An 18,054-nucleotide genomic window follows, 5' to 3' on the forward strand; every position below is an offset into this window, starting at 1 on the left:
ACGGGTGGCAGGACATGCCGCTGACGCAGGCCGCGCAGACGGTGCAGGTGTCGGCTTACCCGGACGCCTACGCCCAGTGGGAGCAGCAGGCCGCCGACCTCGTCGCCCAGCACTGGAACAGCTGACACACGTATGCGAAAGGGCCCTCTCCCCGCTCGGGGAGGGGGCCCTTTCGCTCACTCCGCCTCGTCGGCGCGCGCGGTCAGCCACTCGACGACCGCCGGCAGGAACCCTGGTCCGACCCGCGACGACCGCCGGCGATGTCGATCAGCGCCGCCACCAGCGCGAGCGCGATGATGCCGGTGGCCAGCAGCAGGGAGTGCCGGAACGCGGTCGACCAGTCGCCCCGGCTGCTGGCCAGCGAGGTGAAGAACAACGACCCGACCGCCGCGATGCCGGCCGCCGAGCCGATCCGCTGACCGGTCTGCAGCATGCCCGCCCCACTGCCGGCGTGCGGCACCGGCACTTCGGACAGGGTGAGCGTCTGGTTCGGGGCGATGACCAGGCCGCTGCCCAGCCCGGCCAGCAGTAGCGGTACCGCGGTGAGCAGCGGCACCGAGCCGGTTGGTGAGCCGCGCAGCACCCAGACCGTGGCCATGAGCCCGATCACCACCACGAGCAGGCCGATGGCGACCAGCGGCCGTCCGTACCGGTTGACGACCCGGCCGCCGACGGCCGACGCGGCCGCGGAGCCCAACGCGAACGGGGTGATCGCCAGGCCGGCGACGAGGGCGCTGTAGCCGAGACCGTTCTGCAGGTACAGGGTGAAGATGAAGAAGATGGCGGTGAACCCGCCGAAGTAGAGCAGCGCGATGAGCGCCCCGAGGGTGTACGAGCGCAGCCCGAACAGCCCCAGGTCGAACAGCGGCGGCCGGTGCCGGGCGTACCACCGTTCCCACAGGCCGAAGCCGACCAGGAAGGCCAGGCCGGCCGGGATGAGCGCCCACTTCCACGGCGTGTGCCACTGTTCGCGCTGCACCAACGGCAGCAGCACGAGGGTCACCCCGATGCCGAGCAGCAGTACCCCGACCGGGTCGAGGCGGTGTCGGTCCTGCTGGCCGGTGGGGCGGGCCGGCAGCAGCCGCCAGCCGAGCAGCACCGCGACGATGCCCACCGGCACGTTGACGAAGAAGACCCAGCGCCAGCCCTCCTGCTCCCCGCCGAGTTGGATGAGCAGGCCGCCGAGCAGCGGTCCCACCGCGGTGGAGATGCCGATGGTGGCGCCGAGCAGCCCGAACGCCCGGCCGCGTTCCGCGCCGCGGAACAACTGCTGGATCAGGCCGCTCACCTGCGGATTGACCACGCCGGCCGCGGCGCCCTGCACCAGCCGGGCGGCGACCAGCCACTCCGGCGATTGGGCCAGCCCAGCCAACGCGCTGGTCAGCGTGAACAGGGCCACCCCGACGACGAAGGCGGTCCGCCGGCCCCGGGCGTCGCCGAACCGTCCGGCGGGCACCAGCACCAGCCCGAAGGTGAGCGCGTACCCGGAGAGGACCCACTGCAGGTCGCTGGGCGTCGCGCCGAGCGCGCGGTCCATCGACGGCACAGCGACGTTGACGATGCTGACGTCGAGCAGCGTCATGAAGGCGGCGACCAGGCCGACGCCGAGCGCCTGCCAGCGCTTCCGCTCGTCGTACCCGCCGGTGTCGGCCGGTGCCGACGACCGGTCCGTGCTCATGGTGCCCCCCCGAAGACCGTCGATCACGTATTCCTGATCGCTACGCGGGCCCCCGAGGGGCAACGGCGGGCGTCACGCCATTTGGCGAGCACACCACCGCGGCCCGAAGTCCAGCCCTGCCATCGGGGAGTCCTCCCGGTGCAACAGGTTCTTCTCGGTGAGCATGTGCAGCGGCGCGCGCAGCTCCTCCTGGCTCATCCCGGTCTCCTGCGCGATCAGGTCGGGGTAGGGGACGTGCCCCCGGGCTTCCAGCGCGGTTACCGCCTGGTACACCCGTGCCTCGACCTCCGACAGTTGTACCTGCTGCATGGCATTCCTCCTCGGCGTGACCCGCCCAATCGCCGGGCGGCCTGCGCCCGGCGGTTACCCCGCAGGTGTCCGTTGATACCCACCCGATCGGGGAGTCACGCCGGGCGTGCCCGCCGGGCCGTGGCCTAGGCTGTACCCGTGATCGTCTGGGATCTCGCCGTCGTCGGAGCCGGCCCCGCCGGGCTCTCCGCGGCGCACGCCGCGGCCCGCGCCGGGGTCCGCACGCTGGTCGTCGAGCGCGCCACCCATCCCCGCTACAAGACCTGCGGAGGCGGACTGATCGGCACGTCGCTGGCCGACGTCACCGACCGGATCGAGGTGCCGGTGCACGACCGCGTCGACCGGGTGACGTTCACCCGGGACGGGCGACGCGGCTTCACCCGCCGGCACGCCGCGGGGCCGCTGGTGGCGATGGTCCGTCGGGAGGAGTTCGACGAGCGGCTGCGGGCCGCCGCGGTCGCCGCCGGGGCCGAGGTCCGCGAGGGCGTCGCCGTCCGCGCCGTCGAGCAGGACCCGGACGAGGTACGCCTCAGACTGGCCGACGGTCAGACCGTACGGGCCCGGACGGTCATCGGCGCGGACGGTTCCTCCGGGGTCACCGCCCGGCACGTCGGCGTCCGGTACCGGCAGGTCGACCTCGGCCTGGAGCTGGAGCTACCGGTGCCACCGGACGAGCAGGAACGCTGGCGGGGCCGGCTGCTGTTGGACTGGGGGCCGGTCCCCGGGTCCTACGCCTGGGTTTTCCCGAAGGGCGACCGGCTCACGGTCGGGGTGATCGCCGCCCGGGGCGAGGGGGAGCGGACCCGGGCCTACCTGCGCGACTTCGTCGACCGGCTGGGCCTCGCCGGGGTGACCGCGGAGCACGACTCGGGTCACCTGACCCGCTGCCGGGCGGCGGACTCGCCGGTGCGCCGCGGTCGGGTGCTGGTCGCCGGGGACGCCGCGGGGCTGCTGGAGCCGTGGAGCCGGGAGGGGATCAGCTACGCGCTGCGGTCCGGGCGGCTGGCCGGCGCGGCGGTGGCCGAGGGCGACCCGGACCGTTACGACCGGGAGGTCGAGCGGCTCCTGGCGCCGTCCATGCGGGCCGGGCAGCGGCTGCTGGAGGTCTTCGAGCGGCGACCGGACGTCTTCCACGGGCTGCTGGCCACCCCGGCCGGCTGGCGGATGTTCGTCCGGTTCTGCCAGGGACGGGCCAGCTTCGACGAGACCCTCACCCGCAGGCCGGTCCGGGCGGCCCTGGCGCTGCTGGACCGCCTGCCGCCGGTCCCGTCGAGGCCCATCGCCGCGGCGCGGACGGAGGCCTCCCCGCGCTCCTGACCTCCTCAGGGGACGATCACCGCCCGCCCGTGGATCTCGCCCCGCCGCAGCAGGTCGTACGCCTCCGGCGTTCGCTCCAGCGGGAAGGTCTGCACGTCGGCTTGGAGCAGCCCGACGCGGCCCAGCGCGATCACCTCCTGCAGCTCGGCCCGGGTGCCCCAGAACGGGACCTCCACGCTGGTCTCCAGCGGCAGGGTGGGCGGCTCGTCGGCGACGGGCCGGACGGGCAGCGTCCCGCCGGCGAGGCCGACCAGCATCACCCGGCCCCCGGTGGCGACGACCTGGCGGGCGGTGGTGAGGGTGGGGTCCGCCCCGACGAAGTCGAGCACCACGTCCGCTCCGTCCGGCGGGGGGCCGACGAGGGCCCGGATCCGCTCGACCGTGTCCGGTCCGGCCGGCACCACCTCGTGGGCGCCCAGCCGGGTGGCCAGGTCCAGCGCGGCCATGCTGGTGTCCACCGCGATGATCCGTACCGCCGTGGTGGCGACCAGGATCTGCACCGCCATGTGCCCGAGGCCGCCGATCCCGATGACCACGCAGGACGTGCCGGGGCGCAGGTTCGGCCGGGCCAGCTCCACCGCGTGGTACGGGGTCAGCCCGGCGTCGGTGAGCGGGGCGGCCTGCTCCAGCTCCAGGTCGCCGACGTGCAGCAGCCGGGACGCCGGCACCACCACGTGCTCGGCCAGCCCGCCGTCGCGACTGAGCCCGATGCCACCCACCGCCACCACCCGACACTGGTTCTCCAGCCCGCGCAGGCAGGCGCGGCAGCGGCCGCAGCCGATGATCCCGTACACCGCGGCGCGGTTCCCGGGCGCCTCGACCTGTTCCAGCGCCCCGGGAGCGGTCATCCGTACCGCGCGCATGGTTTGTCCTCCGCCTCGTCGCCGACGGCCGTCGCGGCGGCTTACCCGCGACCGTCAGGTTGATGCGACGGTGGGACGGCGGCCGCACAATGCGGGTATGGGCGAGCAGGCCGAGCCGTTCACCGAGGACGAGTACGCGTTCCTGCGGCACGTGCGCTTCGGCGAGCTGCCGCCGCGGGTCCGCCCCGACGAACGGGTCGAGTTCACCGAGACCGAACCCCGCCGGGACCGGCCCGAGCCGGCCGGCAGCCCCGACGAGTGGAACCTGCGCCTCGGCCCGGGCGGCTGAGACGCGGACGGGCCGCGGGTGGCAACCCACGGCCCGTCGCACGGTACGGATCAGAAGACCGGCACGCCCTCGCGGACCAGCTTCCAGTTCGGTACGAAGAAGTCGGCCGGGTTGATCACGCCCTTGGCCTGCGCCCAGTCGATCAGCAGCTGGCGGATCTCCTGCTGCTGGTTGTAGACCTGGGTCTTCACGATGCCAGGGAAGTTGCCGCCACCGCTGCGCCGGTAGTTGTTCACCGCGATGACGAACTGCGCGTCCGCGGCGACCGGGGTGTCGGTGCCCGGCAGGACCAGGCGGGTGATCCGCTGCCCAACCGGCTTCGAGATGTCGATGTCGTAGTCGACGCCGGAGATCACGTCGTAGTTGTAGTCCGGCACGGCCGGGTCGCTGATCGTGTTCGGGTCGACCGCCGCGCCCACCGGGAGCGTGACGAAGTACTTCGCCGAGTACTCCAGGTACGCCTTCACCTCGGCGCCGCCGAGCACCACGGCCTCGAGGGTGTTGTCGAAGACGTACAGGCCCGCGACGTCGCGGATCCGCACGTCACCCTGCGGGAAGACGGCGGTACGGCTGAACGGGGCGGCGATGGACAGCACCGGCAGGCCCGCGTACGCGGTGCCGGCGAGCGCCGTGGTGACCACCTCGGTCTGGACCTGGTTGATGAAGTCCAGGATGGGGGTGTCCTTGTACCGCGACTCGGCGGCGGACAGCTCCACGCTGGACTGGGCGACGACCTGGTTGACGTAGTTGACCGTCTTGGCGTGCTGTCCGCGTACGGCCGCCAGCACCGCCGGGTCCTCGACCACGGTGTTGGTGTTCAGCATGGTGGCGGACTTGCTGACCACCTGCCACCGGCCCTTGACCTTGGCGACGGTGAAGTCCATCCGGGTGAGCCGCTGGCCCCACTTGGACGGCTCGGCGGTCAGCACCTGCGCGCCGGTGGCGGCGTTGGTGACGAACTTCTGCACGACCTCGTTGTGCGCGTGGCCGAACAGGATCGCGTCGATGCCCGAGACCTGCTGGGCGATCAGCGCGACCGGGTTCTCGTTCGGCAGCTCCGGGCCGTAGCTGGAGGTGCCGCTGTCGCCGCCGTGGGCGGAGATGATGACGAGGTCGGCGCCGCGCTCGCGCATGACCGGCACCCACTTGGCGGCGGTGGCGATCATGTCGGCGAAGACCAGCTTGCCCTCGACGTTGGCCTTGTCCCAGATCGCCACGCCCGGGTTGGTCAGGCCGAGGATGCCGACATTGATGGTCGGGGAGTCGTAGCCGCCGAGGGCGACCTTCTTGATCACGTACGGCAGGAAGGCGGGCTTGCCGGTGGCCTCGTTGATCGCGTTCGCGGCCAGGGCCGGGAAGCCGAGCTGACCGATCCACTGCGCCAGCAGCGGCAGGCCGTAGTTGAACTCGTGGTTGCCCAGCGTGACGGCGTCGTATTTCAGCACGTTCATCGCGTTGGCCATCGGGTGCGTCTCACCGGTGGTGGTGATCGGCTCCTGCTTGGCGTAGTAGGTGGCCAGCGGGGTGCCCTGGATGGTGTCGCCGGCGTCGAGCACCAGCGTGGCCTTGCCCTCGCGCTCGGCGCGGATCTGGTTGACCAGGGTGGCCAGCTTGGCGACGCCGACATCGTTGTGCCTGCTGTCGTCGAACTCGGCGTCCTTGTAGTAGTCCCAGTTGTAGACGTTGCCGTGGGTGTCCGAGGTGCCCAGGACGGTCAGGTCCCAGGTCTTCGGGCCCTTCGACTCGGCCGCCCGGGCCGGGGCGCCGGCGATCAGGGGGGCGGTCGCGGCGGCGGCCGCGACGGCGAGCACCTGGCGGCGCGAGGCGCCGGAGGATGAGGTCATGCCGTGCCTTTCCATGGGGGTGGAGGCGCCTCGTGGGCACCGTTGCGCACCATAACGAGCCGCCGTCACTCCTGCCACATTGGCCCGAGGTGTTTCACAACCCCAGCGTCAACGGTCGCCCGCGCGTAACACGCCGGCCACCCCGCCGTCGTTCCCACCTCTTGCCCGCAGTGGGCCGAGGCCACCCGCCGGGATGGCCTGCGACCATCAGCGGGGCCAGGCGGCCATCCGACGGCGCACCTGCGCCACCTGGGCCGCGTCGAGCCCGTAGCGCGCGAAGCGGCGGTCCGGCACCTGGTCCAGGTAGCGGCCGGCGGCGCGGACGTCGTCCAGGTCCAGCGCCGGGTCGACCTGGCGGGCCAGGTCCAGCAGCTCCGCCACGGCGTAGTGGTCCAGCGCCGACGACACATCGATGTAGTCGCGCACCTCGCGCCGATTGACCAGCGCGGCCGTCTTGTTCGCGATCAGGTCGCGGACGTCCATCACCGGGCCGAGGTCCATCACCACCGGACTCCGGTACCGGTCGAGGCGGGCCAGGCTCAACCGGATCTGCCGGCCGTCCCGGCTCACCACGAAGTCCCGCATGTCCCGGTCGAACCCGTCGAACAGCTCACCGAGCTCACTGGCCGGGTCGGCGTCCACCACCTCGTAGCCGGCCCGCTCCAGCGCCGCACGCACCCCGGCCGCCGCCGCCGCGGCCGCCCCCTCCACGTCGGCGAAGAGGTCCACGTCCTCCGTCGGGCGGGTGACCAAGCCGTGCGCCGCCCACGCCACCCCGCCGCCCAGCACGAAGCGGTGCGGCCCGGCGGCCGTGAGGGCCACCCGGGCCACCTCCCGGTAGAACTCGTGCAGGTGGGGCACGCGGGGCTGACTCACGGACACCGGGTCACGCGGTACGCAGGCCGCGGTGCCGGCTCTCCCACGCCACCCGTACGCCGCGCGGCAGGTTCAGCCGCCGCCACACCCGACGCAGCGTCCGGCCGTTGATCAGCGCCCGGAGGTCGTCCGTGCGGGTCGTCTCGCGCAGCACGTTCTCGTACATCCAGAGCAGGTCATCCGGGTCACCCAGGTCGAACGCGCGCTCGCTGCTCCACATCAGCCGTACCGGCAGCTCGACGACGCCCCGGGTGGGGCCGGTCAGCTCGGCGAGGGTGCGGGCCACCACGGCGGGGCGACCCGGTCGGGCCAGCTGGGCCACCGGGGTCGTCGTGGGGGAGAGCGCCTGCATGGTGTCAGGGTAACGCCATCCTGGCTGCCCGCTCTGCTCCGGCTTCGGTCTTTCCCCGTGGCACCTCCATCCTGAGGCCGCCTCCGGTCGGCCGGGTTCGTGGGTGGTTGCGGTGGGGGGTGTGGTCCGCCGTGTCCGGCTCGGGGCGGTCAGGGTCTGGTGGGTGTGGTTGCCGGCGGGTCGGGTCTCTGGTGTCGGTTGTCCGGTTCTGGGCGGCGCCCTCGGGTGGTGTGGTGGCGGGGTGTCGGTTTCGGGGTGTGACCGGTGGCATGCTGGCGGCGGAATGGTGGGGGGCCGGGGGTCGTTACATATCACGTGCGACCGAGTACCTGGCCCGCTCGACGGGCTGGTGGACGGGCCCCGGAATGATGGCGGGCCGGCGGTCGTTACACATGGTCCCGGCGCCGTGAAGAGGCCCCCGCCCCGCGGTCGGACCGGGCAGAGACTTTCCCCCCTTTGAGCTTGTGGGCGCCTGACGTGGTGCTTGCGCATGTCCCGACCCCCGTCGGATGTGCGCCAACCCCCCGAGGAGCTTCGTGATGAACTCGATTCTGCGTAAGAGCGTGCTGGGTGTTGCTGGTCTGGCGTTTACCGGTGGTGTGTTCGCTGGTCCGATCGCCGCTCACGCCGACACGGGCCCGGTGGCTGGTAAGGCCGCCGCGGTGCAGGCTGACAAGCCGGACATGGGCAAGCTGATTCCGCATGGTGTGCAGGGCGCCCAGTCGAAGATCACGCTGAACGGTGAGCAGACCGGGAATGTGAAGGCGATCATCGCGGCGACGAAGAAGGCGGGTCTGCCGGAGCGGGCCGCGGTCATCTCGATCGCCACGAGCTTGCAGGAGTCGAAGTTGGAGAACCTGGGTCATCTGGGTGACGCCAACGACCATGACTCGCTGGGTCTGTTCCAGCAGCGTCCGACCTCGGGTTGGGGTACGCCGGAGCAGATCACCGACCCCGGGTACGCGACGATGGCGTTCGAGAAGGGTCTGAAGCAGGTCGACGGGTGGCAGGACATGCCGCTGACGCAGGCCGCGCAGACGGTGCAGGTGTCGGCCTACCCGGACGCCTACGCCCAGTGGGAGCAGCAGGCCGCCGACCTCGTCGCCCAGTACTGGAACAGCTGACAACCGCACACGCGTGACAAGCCGCTGGCCGGCACCCCGAAACAAGGGGTGCCGGCCAGCGGCATGTCCACGTACCGCAGAAAAGACCGCGACCAGCGGACGGTCGCCCCAGCCCCAAAGCGCAAGTCACGCGTGACAGCGCTCACCGGGGGTGCCGGAACACCGGCCGGGGTGGCATCGTTGTGCAGAGCGTCGGTGTGTCCAGTGTCCCCGGGCCTCACCTAAAATGCCTTCGCGGAATACCGTTCGGCTGGAGCCGCGTCGTGCCACTCGCCGAGAGGCGACCTGCACACCGACGCCCAGCGGCGCCCCGGTCATCTGGCCGGGGCGCCGTTGTCTGTGCACCCCGGAAGGCCGGAAGAATGATCTGGCACTCGAGTCGCGGTCGCCCGACCGCTGGCCTATGTTCAGAAGGTCAGCTTCCGCCTGCGGGGAGGGGGTGTTCGGGTTGGGTCTCCGGACCTTCATCGAGGGTTGGCCGGTCTACCGGCAGCTCACCGGCACCGACCCGCTCGGCCGGGGCGCTGCGGCGCAGTCCGTCCGTTCGGCCGGCCTCAGCGCCCGCACCGAGACCGCCGACAGCATGGCCCGCTCGGTCTGCCCGTACTGCGCAGTGGGCTGCGGGCAGCGGGTGTTCGTCAAGGATGGCCAGGTCACCCAGATCGAGGGCGACCCGGACAGCCCGATCTCCCGCGGGCGGCTCTGCCCTAAGGGCTCCGCCAGCAAGAGCCTGGTCAAAAGCCCGCTGCGGCAGACCACGGTCCGCTACCGCCGGCCGTACGGCACCGAGTGGGAGGACCTGGAGCTCGACGTCGCGCTCGACATGATCGCCGACCGGGTCCTCGCCGCCCGCGACGAGACCTGGGAGGACGTCGACGCCGCCGGCCGGCCGCTGCACCGGACGCTGGGCATCTCCAGCCTGGGCGGGGCGACGCTGGACAACGAGGAGAACTACCTCATCAAGAAGCTGTTCACGGCGATGGGGGCACTGCAGATCGAGAACCAGGCCCGTATTTGACACTCCGCCACCGTCCCCGGTCTGGGGACCAGCTTCGGTCGCGGCGGCGCGACGGACTTCCAGCAGGACCTGATCCACTCTGACGTCATCGTCATCCAGGGCTCCAACATGGCCGAGGCGCATCCGGTGGGGTTCCAGTGGGTGATGGAGGCCAAGGCCCGTGGCGCCAAGGTCTTCCACGTCGACCCTCGGTTCACCCGGACCAGCGCGCTCGCCGACACGTACCTGCCGATCCGGGCGGGCACCGACATTGCGCTGCTCGGCGGCGTGGTGCGGTACATCCTGGACAACGAGCTGGACTTCCGGGAGTACGTGCTGGCGTACACCAACGCGGCGACCATCGTCAGCGAGCAGTTCGTCGACACCGAGGACCTGGACGGGTTGTTCTCCGGCTACAACCCGGAGACCACCTCGTACGACCAGACCAGCTGGCAGTATCAGGGGCATGAGGGGCAGGCCGGGATCAAGGGCACCGGCAAGGAGCGGGACAGCGCCTCCGGCATGCGGCACGAGTCGCACGGCGCGCCGGTGCGGGGGGAGACCCAGCGGGACGAGACGTTGCAGCACCCGCGCTGCGTCTACCAGATCCTCAAGCGGCACTTCTCCCGCTACACGCCGGAGATGGTGGAGCGGGTCTGCGGCATCCCGCAGGAGAAGTTCCTGGAACTGGCCCGCGCCTGGACGGAGAATTCCGGCCGGGAGCGGACCGGCGCGCTGGTGTACTCGGTCGGCTGGACGCAGCACAGCGTCGGGGTGCAGTACATCCGCACCGGCGCGATCATCCAGCTGCTTCTGGGCAACGTGGGTCGCCCGGGCGGCGGCATCCTCGCGCTGCGCGGGCACGCCAGCATCCAGGGGTCGACGGACATTCCGACGCTGTTCAACCTGCTGCCCGGCTATCTGCCGATGCCGCACCACGCCGACCACCCGACCTTCGACGAGTGGGTGGACAGCATCCGGCACCCCGGGCAGAAAGGCTTCTGGGGCAACTCGCGGGCCTTCGCGGCCAGCCTGCTCAAGGCTTACTGGGGTGACGCGGCGACGCCGGAGAACGACTTCTGCTACGGCTACCTGCCCCGGATGACCGGCGACCACGGGACGTACCAGCAGGTGTTGAACATGATCGACGGCAAGGTCAAGGGCTACTTCCTGCTCGGTCAGAACCCGGCGGTCGGCTCGGCGCATGGCAAGGCCCAGCGTCTGGGCATGGCGAACCTCGACTGGCTGGTCGTCCGCGACCTGTTCCTGATCGAGAGCGCGACGTTCTGGAAGAGCAGCCCGGAGATCGCCACCGGCGAGATCGTGCCGGAGGAGTGCCGGACCGAGGTCTTCTTCCTGCCGGCCGCGTCGCATGTGGAGAAGGAGGGCACCTTCACCCAGACCCAGCGGCTGCTGCAGTGGCGGGAGAAGGCCCTCGACCCGCCGGCCGACTGTCGCTCCGAGCTGTGGTTCTTCTACCACCTGGGCCGCGTGCTGCGGGAGAAGCTGGCCGGCTCCAACAAGCCCCGGGACCGGGCGCTGCTCGACCTCGCCTGGGACTACCCGACGCACGGTGACAAGGCGGAGCCGAGCGCGGAGGCGGTGTTGCGCGAGATCAACGGCTACGACGTGGCCACCGGCCGCCCGCTCGGCGGATTCGCCGAGGCCCGTGACGATGGCTCGACCGCGATCGGCTGCTGGATCTACAGCGGCGTCTACGCCGACGGGGTCAACCAGGCCGCCCGCCGCAAGTCGCGGCACGAGCAGGACTGGGTCGCCGCCGAGTGGGGCTGGGCCTGGCCGGCGAACCGCCGGACCCTCTACAACCGAGCCTCCGCCGATCCGCAGGGTCGCCCGTGGAGCGAGCGGAAGAAGTACGTCTGGTGGGACCCGGAGAAGGGCGAGTGGACCGGGTACGACGTGCCGGACTTCGAGAAGACCAAGCCGCCGACGTACCGGCCGCCGAAGGACGCCTCCGGGCCGGAGGGCATCGCCGGCGACGACCCGTTCGTCATGCAGGGCGACGGTAAGGCCTGGCTGTACGCGCCGAGCGGCGTGCTCGACGGGCCGCTGCCGACGCACTACGAGCCGGCCGAGTCCCCGATGCGCAACCCGATGTACGGCCAGCAGGCCAACCCGGCCCGCAAGGTGTACCACCACCCGGTCAACCGGATGAACCCCAGCCCGCCGGAGGCGCACAGCGAGGTCTTCCCGCACGTCTTCACGGTCAGCCGGCTCACCGAGCATCACACCGCCGGCGGGATGAGCCGTACCGTGCGGCCGCTGGCCGAGTTGCAGCCGGAGATGTTCGTGGAGGTCTCCCCGGAGCTGGCCGCCGAGGCGGGGCTGGAGCACCTGGGTTGGGCGCACCTGGTCAGCGGTCGGGCGGTGATCGAGGCGAGGGTGCTGGTGACCGACCGGCTCACGCCGCTGCGGGTGGACGGCCGGGTGATCCACCAGCTCTGGCTGCCGTACCACTTCGGCAGCGAGGGGCTGGTCACCGGTGACTCGGCCAACGACCTGTTCGGCATCACCGTGGATCCGAACGTGCTGATCCAGGAGAGCAAGGTCGGCACCTGTGACGTCCGGCCCGGCCGGCGGCCCACCGGTCCCGCCCTGCTCGACCTGGTGGGTGACTACCAGCGCCGGGCCGGGATGACCGCCGACCGGCAGGTGCCGATCGTCACCACCGACGCGGCCGCCGGGCAGCACGCGGCCGGCAACACCGGGAAGCGGTCCGCCGAGGCGGCGCAGGACGGGGGCGGGGATGCCTGACGCCAACAGCCTCTACGGCCCGCTCGATCCGGCGCCGGACGCCGGCTGGTCGGAGGCCGGGCCGCGGGTCGGCTTCTTCACCGACACCAGCGTCTGCATCGGCTGCAAGGCGTGCGAGGTGGCCTGCAAGGAGTGGAACGACGTCCCGGCGTCCGGCTTCGATCTGCTCGGCATGTCGTACGACAACACCGGCGCGCTGACCGCCAACTCCTGGCGGCACGTCGCCTTCATCGAGCAGCCCCGCCCGGCCGGGCACCGCACCCCGCCGTTCGAGGGCAATCCGACCGGGGCGACGGTGAGCCCGGCCACCGCGGCGATCGCCGCCCAGGTGGGCAACGACACCGGCACCAATCCCGGCGTGCCGCCGGGGCAGCCGCTGGTCGCCGCGCGGATGGCCGCCGGGCCGGAGTTCCTCGGCATGCCGGGTGCCCAGCCGCCCGGCCGGGGTACCGGCGAGGAATCGCGTACCGACTTCCGCTGGCTGATGATGTCGGATGTCTGCAAGCACTGCACCCACGCCGCCTGCCTGGACGTCTGCCCGACGGGGTCGCTGTTCCGCACCGAGTTCGGCACCGTGGTGGTGCAGGAGGACATCTGCAACGGTTGCGGCTACTGCATCTCCGCCTGCCCGTACGGCGTCATCGACCAGCGCAAGGGCGACGGTCGGGCATGGAAGTGCACGCTCTGCTACGACCGCCTCGGCGCGGGCATGACCCCGGCCTGCGCGCAGGCCTGCCCGACGGAGTCGATCCAGTTCGGGCCCTTGGACGAGCTGCGCGAGCGGGCGGCCCAGCGGGTCGCCACGCTGCACGAGCGGGGCGTTCCGGAGGCCCGCCTCTACGGCCACGACCCGAGCGACGGCGTCGGCGGGGACGGCGCGTTCTTCCTGCTCCTCGACGAGCCGGAGGTGTACGGCCTGCCGCCGGACCCGGTGGTCACCACCCGGGACCTGCCGAAGATGTACCAGCGGGCCGGCCTGGCCGCGCTGGCCATGGTGGCGGCTGCCGTCGCCGCGTTCGTCGGAGGTTCGTCGTGAGTCCGGACCGCGCCCCCGTGGGCGCCCTGTTCCGCCGCTTCCGCGAGCGGCTCGCCGCCGAGGGCCCCGAGCGTCTCGGCGGGCCGGGCCCGCGGCCCGGCCACGGCGCCAAGGTGAGCCCGGCGCCGGGCGGGCAGCTGAACGGCACCGCGGCGGCGGAGGCCCGCCTGGCACCGCACCCGCCGCGCGACGTCGAACCGGTCGAGCGGCCGCGCCGCCGCGGCCGCAAGGGCGGCGGCGGGGAGCAGCTCACCGTCCCGCCCGCCGAGTTCACCTCCTACTACGGCCGGCCCGTCCTCAAGGCGCCGGTGTGGAAGTGGGACATCGCCGCGTACCTCTTCACGGGGGGCCTGGCCGCCGGGTCGTCCCTGCTGGCGGCCGGCGGGCAGCTCACCGGGCGGCCGGCGCTGCGCCGGGCCGGCCGGGTCACCTCCCTGGCCGCGGTCAGCGCCAGCGCCTACTTCCTCATCAACGACCTCGGCAAGCCGAGCCGCTTCCACCACATGCTGCGGGTGGCCAAGCTGACCTCGCCGATGTCGGTCGGCACCTGGATCCTCACCGTGTTCGGTCCAGCCGCCGGCGTCGCCGCGATCGCCGAGGCCGCGCCCTGGCTGCCGGAGCGCGGCGTGCTCGGGTTCGCCCGGCGGGTGCTGCCGCCGGTCGGGCAGGCCGCCGGGCTGCTCGCCGCGACGACCGCGCCCGCACTGGCCACGTACACCGGGGTGCTGCTCGCCGACACGGCGGTGCCGTCCTGGCACGAGGCGTACCCGGAACTGCCGACCATCTTCGCGGGCAGCGCCCTGGCCAGCGGCGCCGGCGTCGGGCTGATCGCCGCGCCGCCGGCGCAGGCCGGCCCGGCACGCCGGCTCGCGGTGGCTGGCGCGGCCCTGGAGCTGTGGGGTTCGCACCGGGTGGAGAACCGGCTCGGACTGCTCAGCGAGCCGTACGCGGTCGGCACCGCCGGCCGGCTGCTGCGCGCCGGCCGGGCGCTGACCGCCGCTGGGGCGGCCGGCGCGCTGGTCGGCCGGCGCAGCCGGGCGGTCTCCGCGCTCTCCGGCGGGGCGCTGTTGGCTGCGGCCGTCTGCACCCGGTTCGGCATCTTCCGCGGTGGTGTGGCCTCGGCGAAGGACCCGAAGTACACGGTCGTCCCACAGCGGGACCGCCAGCGCCAGAAACCATCCGGGCCGGGCGCCGGCCCGCATCGCGAATAGGCAGGTAGCAGGCGCCGGGCCCATGAGCCGATACGGGGGTTCAGCTCATGGCCACAACAGCCGCGGGTTCGCGGGGAAACCGAAAACCGACGCGGGGTCGGTGGGGCCTCGTGGTCGCCGCCGTGCTGGTTCAGCTCGCACTCGGCGCCGTCTACGCCTGGAGCGTGTTCAACAAGCCGCTGCAGGCCGAGTTCGGGTGGAGCAAGACCGAGGTGGTGCTGCCGTTCGAGGTGGCGATCGGCACCATCTTCATCGGCAGCCTGATCGGCGGTCGCATCCAGGACCGTCGCGGACCACGGGCCGTCGCGCTCGGCGGCGGAATCCTGTACGGCGTCGGGATCATGCTCGCCTCGCTGGTGAGGTCGAGCGACCAGCTGTGGCTGCTGCTGCTCACCTACGGCCTGCTGGGCGGCATCGGACTCGGCGCGGCGTACATCACGCCGATCGCGATGCTCAGCAAGTGGTTCCCGGACCGGCGCGGATTGATCACCGGCATCGCCGTGGCCGGGTTCGGCTTCGGCGCGGTCATCACCGCCCCGGTGGCGAAGGCGCTGCTCGCCGGAACCAGCCACAAGACCAGCGTGTTCCTGCCGCTGGGTATCGCGTACCTGGTCGCGGTGCTGCTGGGGGCGTCCTTCTTCCGCGACCCACCCGCCGGGTACCAGGTGCCCGGCTTCACCCCGGCGACCGGGGGTCGCGCCGTCGCGGGCACCCGCGTCTACACCTTCGGTGAGGCGGTCCGCACCCGGCAGTGGTATCTGCTCACCCTGATCCTCACCCTCAACGTGACCTGCGGGATCGCGCTGATCTCGCAGGCCGCGGACGCCGCACAGTCGATCGCGGACGTGAGCGCCGCGACCGCTGCCGGCCTGGTCGGCGTCCTCGGCCTGTTCAACGGTGGCGGGCGGGTGATCTGGGCGTGGCTCTCCGACCGGATCGGGCGGATGACGGCCTTCCTCGGGATGCTCGCCCTGCAGGGAATCTGCTTCCTGATCCTGCCGCACGCCTCCGCCTTCTGGCTGTTCGCGGTCCTCGCCGCCCTCATCTACCTCGCCTACGGCGGCGGCTTCGGCACCATGCCGGCCACGGCCGCGGACTACTTCGGCACCCCGAACGCCGGGGCCATCTACGGTGCGATGATCGTGGCCTGGAGCATCGGGGGAGTGGTGGGTCCCTTGCTCACCGCACTGCTCTACGACGCGAGCGGCAAGAGCTACACACTGCCGTTCACCGTCATCGGGGTCCTCGCGTTCGTCGCGCTGGTGCTGCCGCCGCTCACCCGGCTGCCGACGAACCCCGGCGAACCGCGACCGCACTTCGAGACGCCGGGACCATGAATCGGTGCGCACCGGTGTGCGCCGCCGCTTCACTGGGCGAGTGGAGATCGTTCGTGGTTGACTGCTGCGTGGAGGCGTTAGGGCGGCTGGTGCCCCTCCCGGTCTTCAAAACCGGTGTGGTCCGGGACCCGGGCCAGGCGGGTTCGATTCCCGTCCGTCTCCGCCAAGCAGGCACAGGGAGATGACGCATGGCCGACGGCACGGCCGACCCACGGCGGCGCGTGCCGCGCACCGACGCGCTGCTCGCCGACCCGACGCTCGCCGCCGCCGTCGGCACCCTGGGTCGCGACCGGGTCAAGGCCGCGATCGTCCGCGCGCAGCAGCGCGCCCGCCGCGGCGACATCACCCCCGACGAGGTACGCGACGCCGCGCTGGCCGACCTGCCGGCGCCCGCGCCCCGCGCGGTGCTGAACGCCACCGGCGTCGTGCTGCACACCAACCTGGGTCGGGCCCCGCTGTCGACCGCCGCGGTGCAGGCGATGGTCGCCGCCGCCGGGCACACCGACGTGGAGCTGGACCTGCGCACCGGCCGGCGGGCCCGACGCGGCCGGGACACCCTCGACGCGCTCGCCGCCGCCGTGCCCGACGCGGCGGCCGTGCACGTGGTCAACAACGGCGCCGCCGCGTTGGTGCTCGCCGCCACCGCCCTCGCCGCCGATGCGGAGATCGTGGTCAGCCGGGGCGAGCTGGTCGAGATCGGCGACGGATTCCGCCTGCCCGACCTGCTGGAGAGCACCGGCGCGCGGCTGCGGGAGGTGGGCACCACGAACCGCACCACCCGCGCCGACTATGCGGCGGCGATCGGCCCGCACACCGGCTTCGTACTCAAGGTGCACCCGTCGAACTTCGTGGTCACCGGCTTCACCTCGGCCGTGCCGGTGCGCGAGCTGGCCACCCTCGGCGTACCGGTGGTGGCCGACATCGGCTCCGGGCTGCTGGCCCCCGACCCGCTGCTGCCCGACGAGCCGGACGCGGCCAGCACCCTGCGCGCCGGGGCAGCGCTGGTCACCGCCAGCGGCGACAAGCTGCTCGGCGGTCCGCAGGCCGGGCTGCTGCTCGGCGACGCCGGCCTGGTCGAGCGGCTGCGCCGGCACCCGCTGGCCCGGGCGTTGCGGGTGGACAAGCTCACCCTGGCCGCCCTCGCCGCGACCCTGCACGCCCCGACCACTCCCACCCGGGACGCCCTGCACGCCGGCCCGGCCGCGCTGCGCGAGCGCGCCGAGCGGCTCCGCGACGAGCTCGGCGCCGACGGCCGCAAGGCCGAGGTGGTGCCCTGTGCCTCCGTGGTCGGCGGCGGCGGCGCCCCCGGCGTCGAACTCGAGTCGTGGGCGCTGAGCCTGCCCGAGCGGTACGCGGAGCCGCTGCGCACCGGCGAGCCCCCGGTGCTCGGCCGGGTGCTGCACGGCCGACTCCTGCTCGACCTGCGCTGCGTGCCGGCGGAGGCCGACGGGACGATCCGGGCGGCGATCCTGCGGGTGGGCGACTGACGTGTGGGTCGTCGCCACCGCCGGACACGTCGACCACGGCAAGTCCACCCTGGTCCGGGCGCTCACCGGGATGGAACCCGACCGCTGGGCCGAGGAACGCCGCCGGGGCATGACCATCGACCTCGGCTTCGCCTGGACCACGCTGCCCTCCGGCGGCACCATTGCATTCGTCGATGTACCCGGCCACGAGCGGTTCGTGCCGAACATGCTCGCCGGGGTCGGGCCGGCGCCGGCCGCGCTGATCGTGGTCGCCGCCGACGAGGGCTGGATGCCCCAGTCGGCCGAACACCTCGCCGCGCTGCACGCGCTCGGGGTGTCGTACGGCCTGCTGGCGGTGACCCGCGCGGACCTCGCCGACCCGGGACCGGCGTTGGCGCAGGCGCGGACCGAGATCGCCGCCACCTCCCTGGGCGAGGTGGCGGCGGTCGCGGTGAGCGGCGCGACCGGCGCCGGCCTGCCCGAACTGCGGGCCGCCCTGGACCGCCTCGTCGCCCGGCTGCCCGCCCCGGCGGTCGACGCGCCGGTCCGGCTCTGGGTGGACCGCTCGTTCACGATCAGG

Annotated in this window: 15 protein-coding genes and 1 tRNA gene; 10 read left to right on the plus strand and 6 right to left on the minus strand. The window is 72.6% G+C overall.

Annotation, left to right across the window (positions count from 1 at the left end):
* Positions 1-202: 202 nt before the first annotated feature.
* Both SLP03_RS29790 and SLP03_RS29795 read right to left on the minus strand, forming a co-directional pair.
* Positions 203-1,678: an MFS transporter gene (locus tag SLP03_RS29790; RefSeq protein WP_319463975.1), complete on the minus strand. Its 1,476-nt coding sequence runs from the start codon at positions 1,676-1,678 to the stop codon at positions 203-205.
* Between the two features lie 72 nt (positions 1,679-1,750).
* Entirely contained in the window at positions 1,751-1,987 is a 237-nt protein-coding gene (locus SLP03_RS29795; RefSeq protein ID WP_319463976.1) for a hypothetical protein, read from the minus strand.
* Between the two features lie 138 nt (positions 1,988-2,125).
* Between SLP03_RS29795 and SLP03_RS29800 the strand changes: the two genes are divergently transcribed.
* Positions 2,126-3,304 (plus strand): geranylgeranyl reductase family protein, encoded by a 1,179-nt coding sequence (locus tag SLP03_RS29800; protein WP_319463977.1) that lies wholly within the window; start codon positions 2,126-2,128, stop codon positions 3,302-3,304.
* Between the two features lie 5 nt (positions 3,305-3,309).
* On the opposite strand, the gene SLP03_RS29805 is transcribed toward SLP03_RS29800, so the two are convergent.
* Positions 3,310-4,167, minus strand: coding sequence for a zinc-binding dehydrogenase (locus SLP03_RS29805; protein ID WP_319463978.1), 858 nt, complete (start codon positions 4,165-4,167; stop codon positions 3,310-3,312).
* Between the two features lie 97 nt (positions 4,168-4,264).
* Between SLP03_RS29805 and SLP03_RS29810 the strand changes: the two genes are divergently transcribed.
* Positions 4,265-4,456, plus strand: coding sequence for a hypothetical protein (locus SLP03_RS29810; protein WP_319463979.1), 192 nt, complete (start codon positions 4,265-4,267; stop codon positions 4,454-4,456).
* Between the two features lie 50 nt (positions 4,457-4,506).
* On the opposite strand, the gene SLP03_RS29815 is transcribed toward SLP03_RS29810, so the two are convergent.
* From SLP03_RS29815 to SLP03_RS29825, 3 genes are all read right to left on the minus strand, one after another.
* Positions 4,507-6,300: a bifunctional metallophosphatase/5'-nucleotidase gene (locus SLP03_RS29815; protein ID WP_319463980.1), complete on the minus strand. Its 1,794-nt coding sequence runs from the start codon at positions 6,298-6,300 to the stop codon at positions 4,507-4,509.
* 207 nt (positions 6,301-6,507) lie between these two features.
* Positions 6,508-7,161, minus strand: coding sequence for a nucleotidyl transferase AbiEii/AbiGii toxin family protein (locus SLP03_RS29820; RefSeq protein WP_319463989.1), 654 nt, complete (start codon positions 7,159-7,161; stop codon positions 6,508-6,510).
* 25 nt (positions 7,162-7,186) lie between these two features.
* Positions 7,187-7,528: a hypothetical protein gene (locus tag SLP03_RS29825; protein ID WP_319463981.1), complete on the minus strand. Its 342-nt coding sequence runs from the start codon at positions 7,526-7,528 to the stop codon at positions 7,187-7,189.
* Positions 7,529-8,067: 539 nt separating this feature from the next.
* Between SLP03_RS29825 and SLP03_RS29830 the strand changes: the two genes are divergently transcribed.
* The 8 genes from SLP03_RS29830 to SLP03_RS29865 all read left to right on the plus strand — a co-directional run.
* Positions 8,068-8,652 (plus strand): hypothetical protein, encoded by a 585-nt coding sequence (locus SLP03_RS29830; protein ID WP_319463982.1) that lies wholly within the window; start codon positions 8,068-8,070, stop codon positions 8,650-8,652.
* Positions 8,653-9,100: 448 nt separating this feature from the next.
* Positions 9,101-12,424, plus strand: coding sequence for a formate dehydrogenase (gene fdh / locus SLP03_RS29835; protein ID WP_319463983.1), 3,324 nt, complete (start codon positions 9,101-9,103; stop codon positions 12,422-12,424).
* Positions 12,417-13,460 (plus strand): 4Fe-4S dicluster domain-containing protein, encoded by a 1,044-nt coding sequence (locus tag SLP03_RS29840; RefSeq protein WP_319463984.1) that lies wholly within the window; start codon positions 12,417-12,419, stop codon positions 13,458-13,460. Before fdh ends, SLP03_RS29840 begins: the two co-directional genes overlap by 8 nt.
* Complete coding sequence (gene nrfD / locus SLP03_RS29845; RefSeq protein ID WP_319463985.1) at positions 13,457-14,671, plus strand: NrfD/PsrC family molybdoenzyme membrane anchor subunit; 1,215 nt, start codon at positions 13,457-13,459, stop codon at positions 14,669-14,671. The genes SLP03_RS29840 and nrfD overlap by 4 nt, the downstream gene beginning before the upstream one ends.
* Positions 14,672-14,793: 122 nt before the next feature.
* Positions 14,794-16,008, plus strand: coding sequence for an OFA family MFS transporter (locus SLP03_RS29850; RefSeq protein ID WP_319463986.1), 1,215 nt, complete (start codon positions 14,794-14,796; stop codon positions 16,006-16,008).
* Between the two features lie 70 nt (positions 16,009-16,078).
* Positions 16,079-16,174: transfer RNA gene (locus tag SLP03_RS29855), tRNA-Sec, on the plus strand.
* 22 nt (positions 16,175-16,196) lie between these two features.
* Positions 16,197-17,495 carry an L-seryl-tRNA(Sec) selenium transferase gene (selA, locus tag SLP03_RS29860; RefSeq protein ID WP_319463987.1) on the plus strand — a complete coding sequence of 433 codons (1,299 nt, stop codon included), beginning with the start codon at positions 16,197-16,199 and terminating at the stop codon, positions 17,493-17,495.
* Position 17,496: 1 nt separating this feature from the next.
* Positions 17,497-18,054: GTP-binding protein (locus tag SLP03_RS29865; RefSeq protein WP_319463988.1), on the plus strand; the 558-nt coding region annotated here is incomplete at its 3' end.

Origin of the sequence: Micromonospora sp. RTP1Z1, from assembly GCF_033804685.1 — a bacterium.
Taxonomy (GTDB): domain Bacteria; phylum Actinomycetota; class Actinomycetes; order Mycobacteriales; family Micromonosporaceae; genus Micromonospora.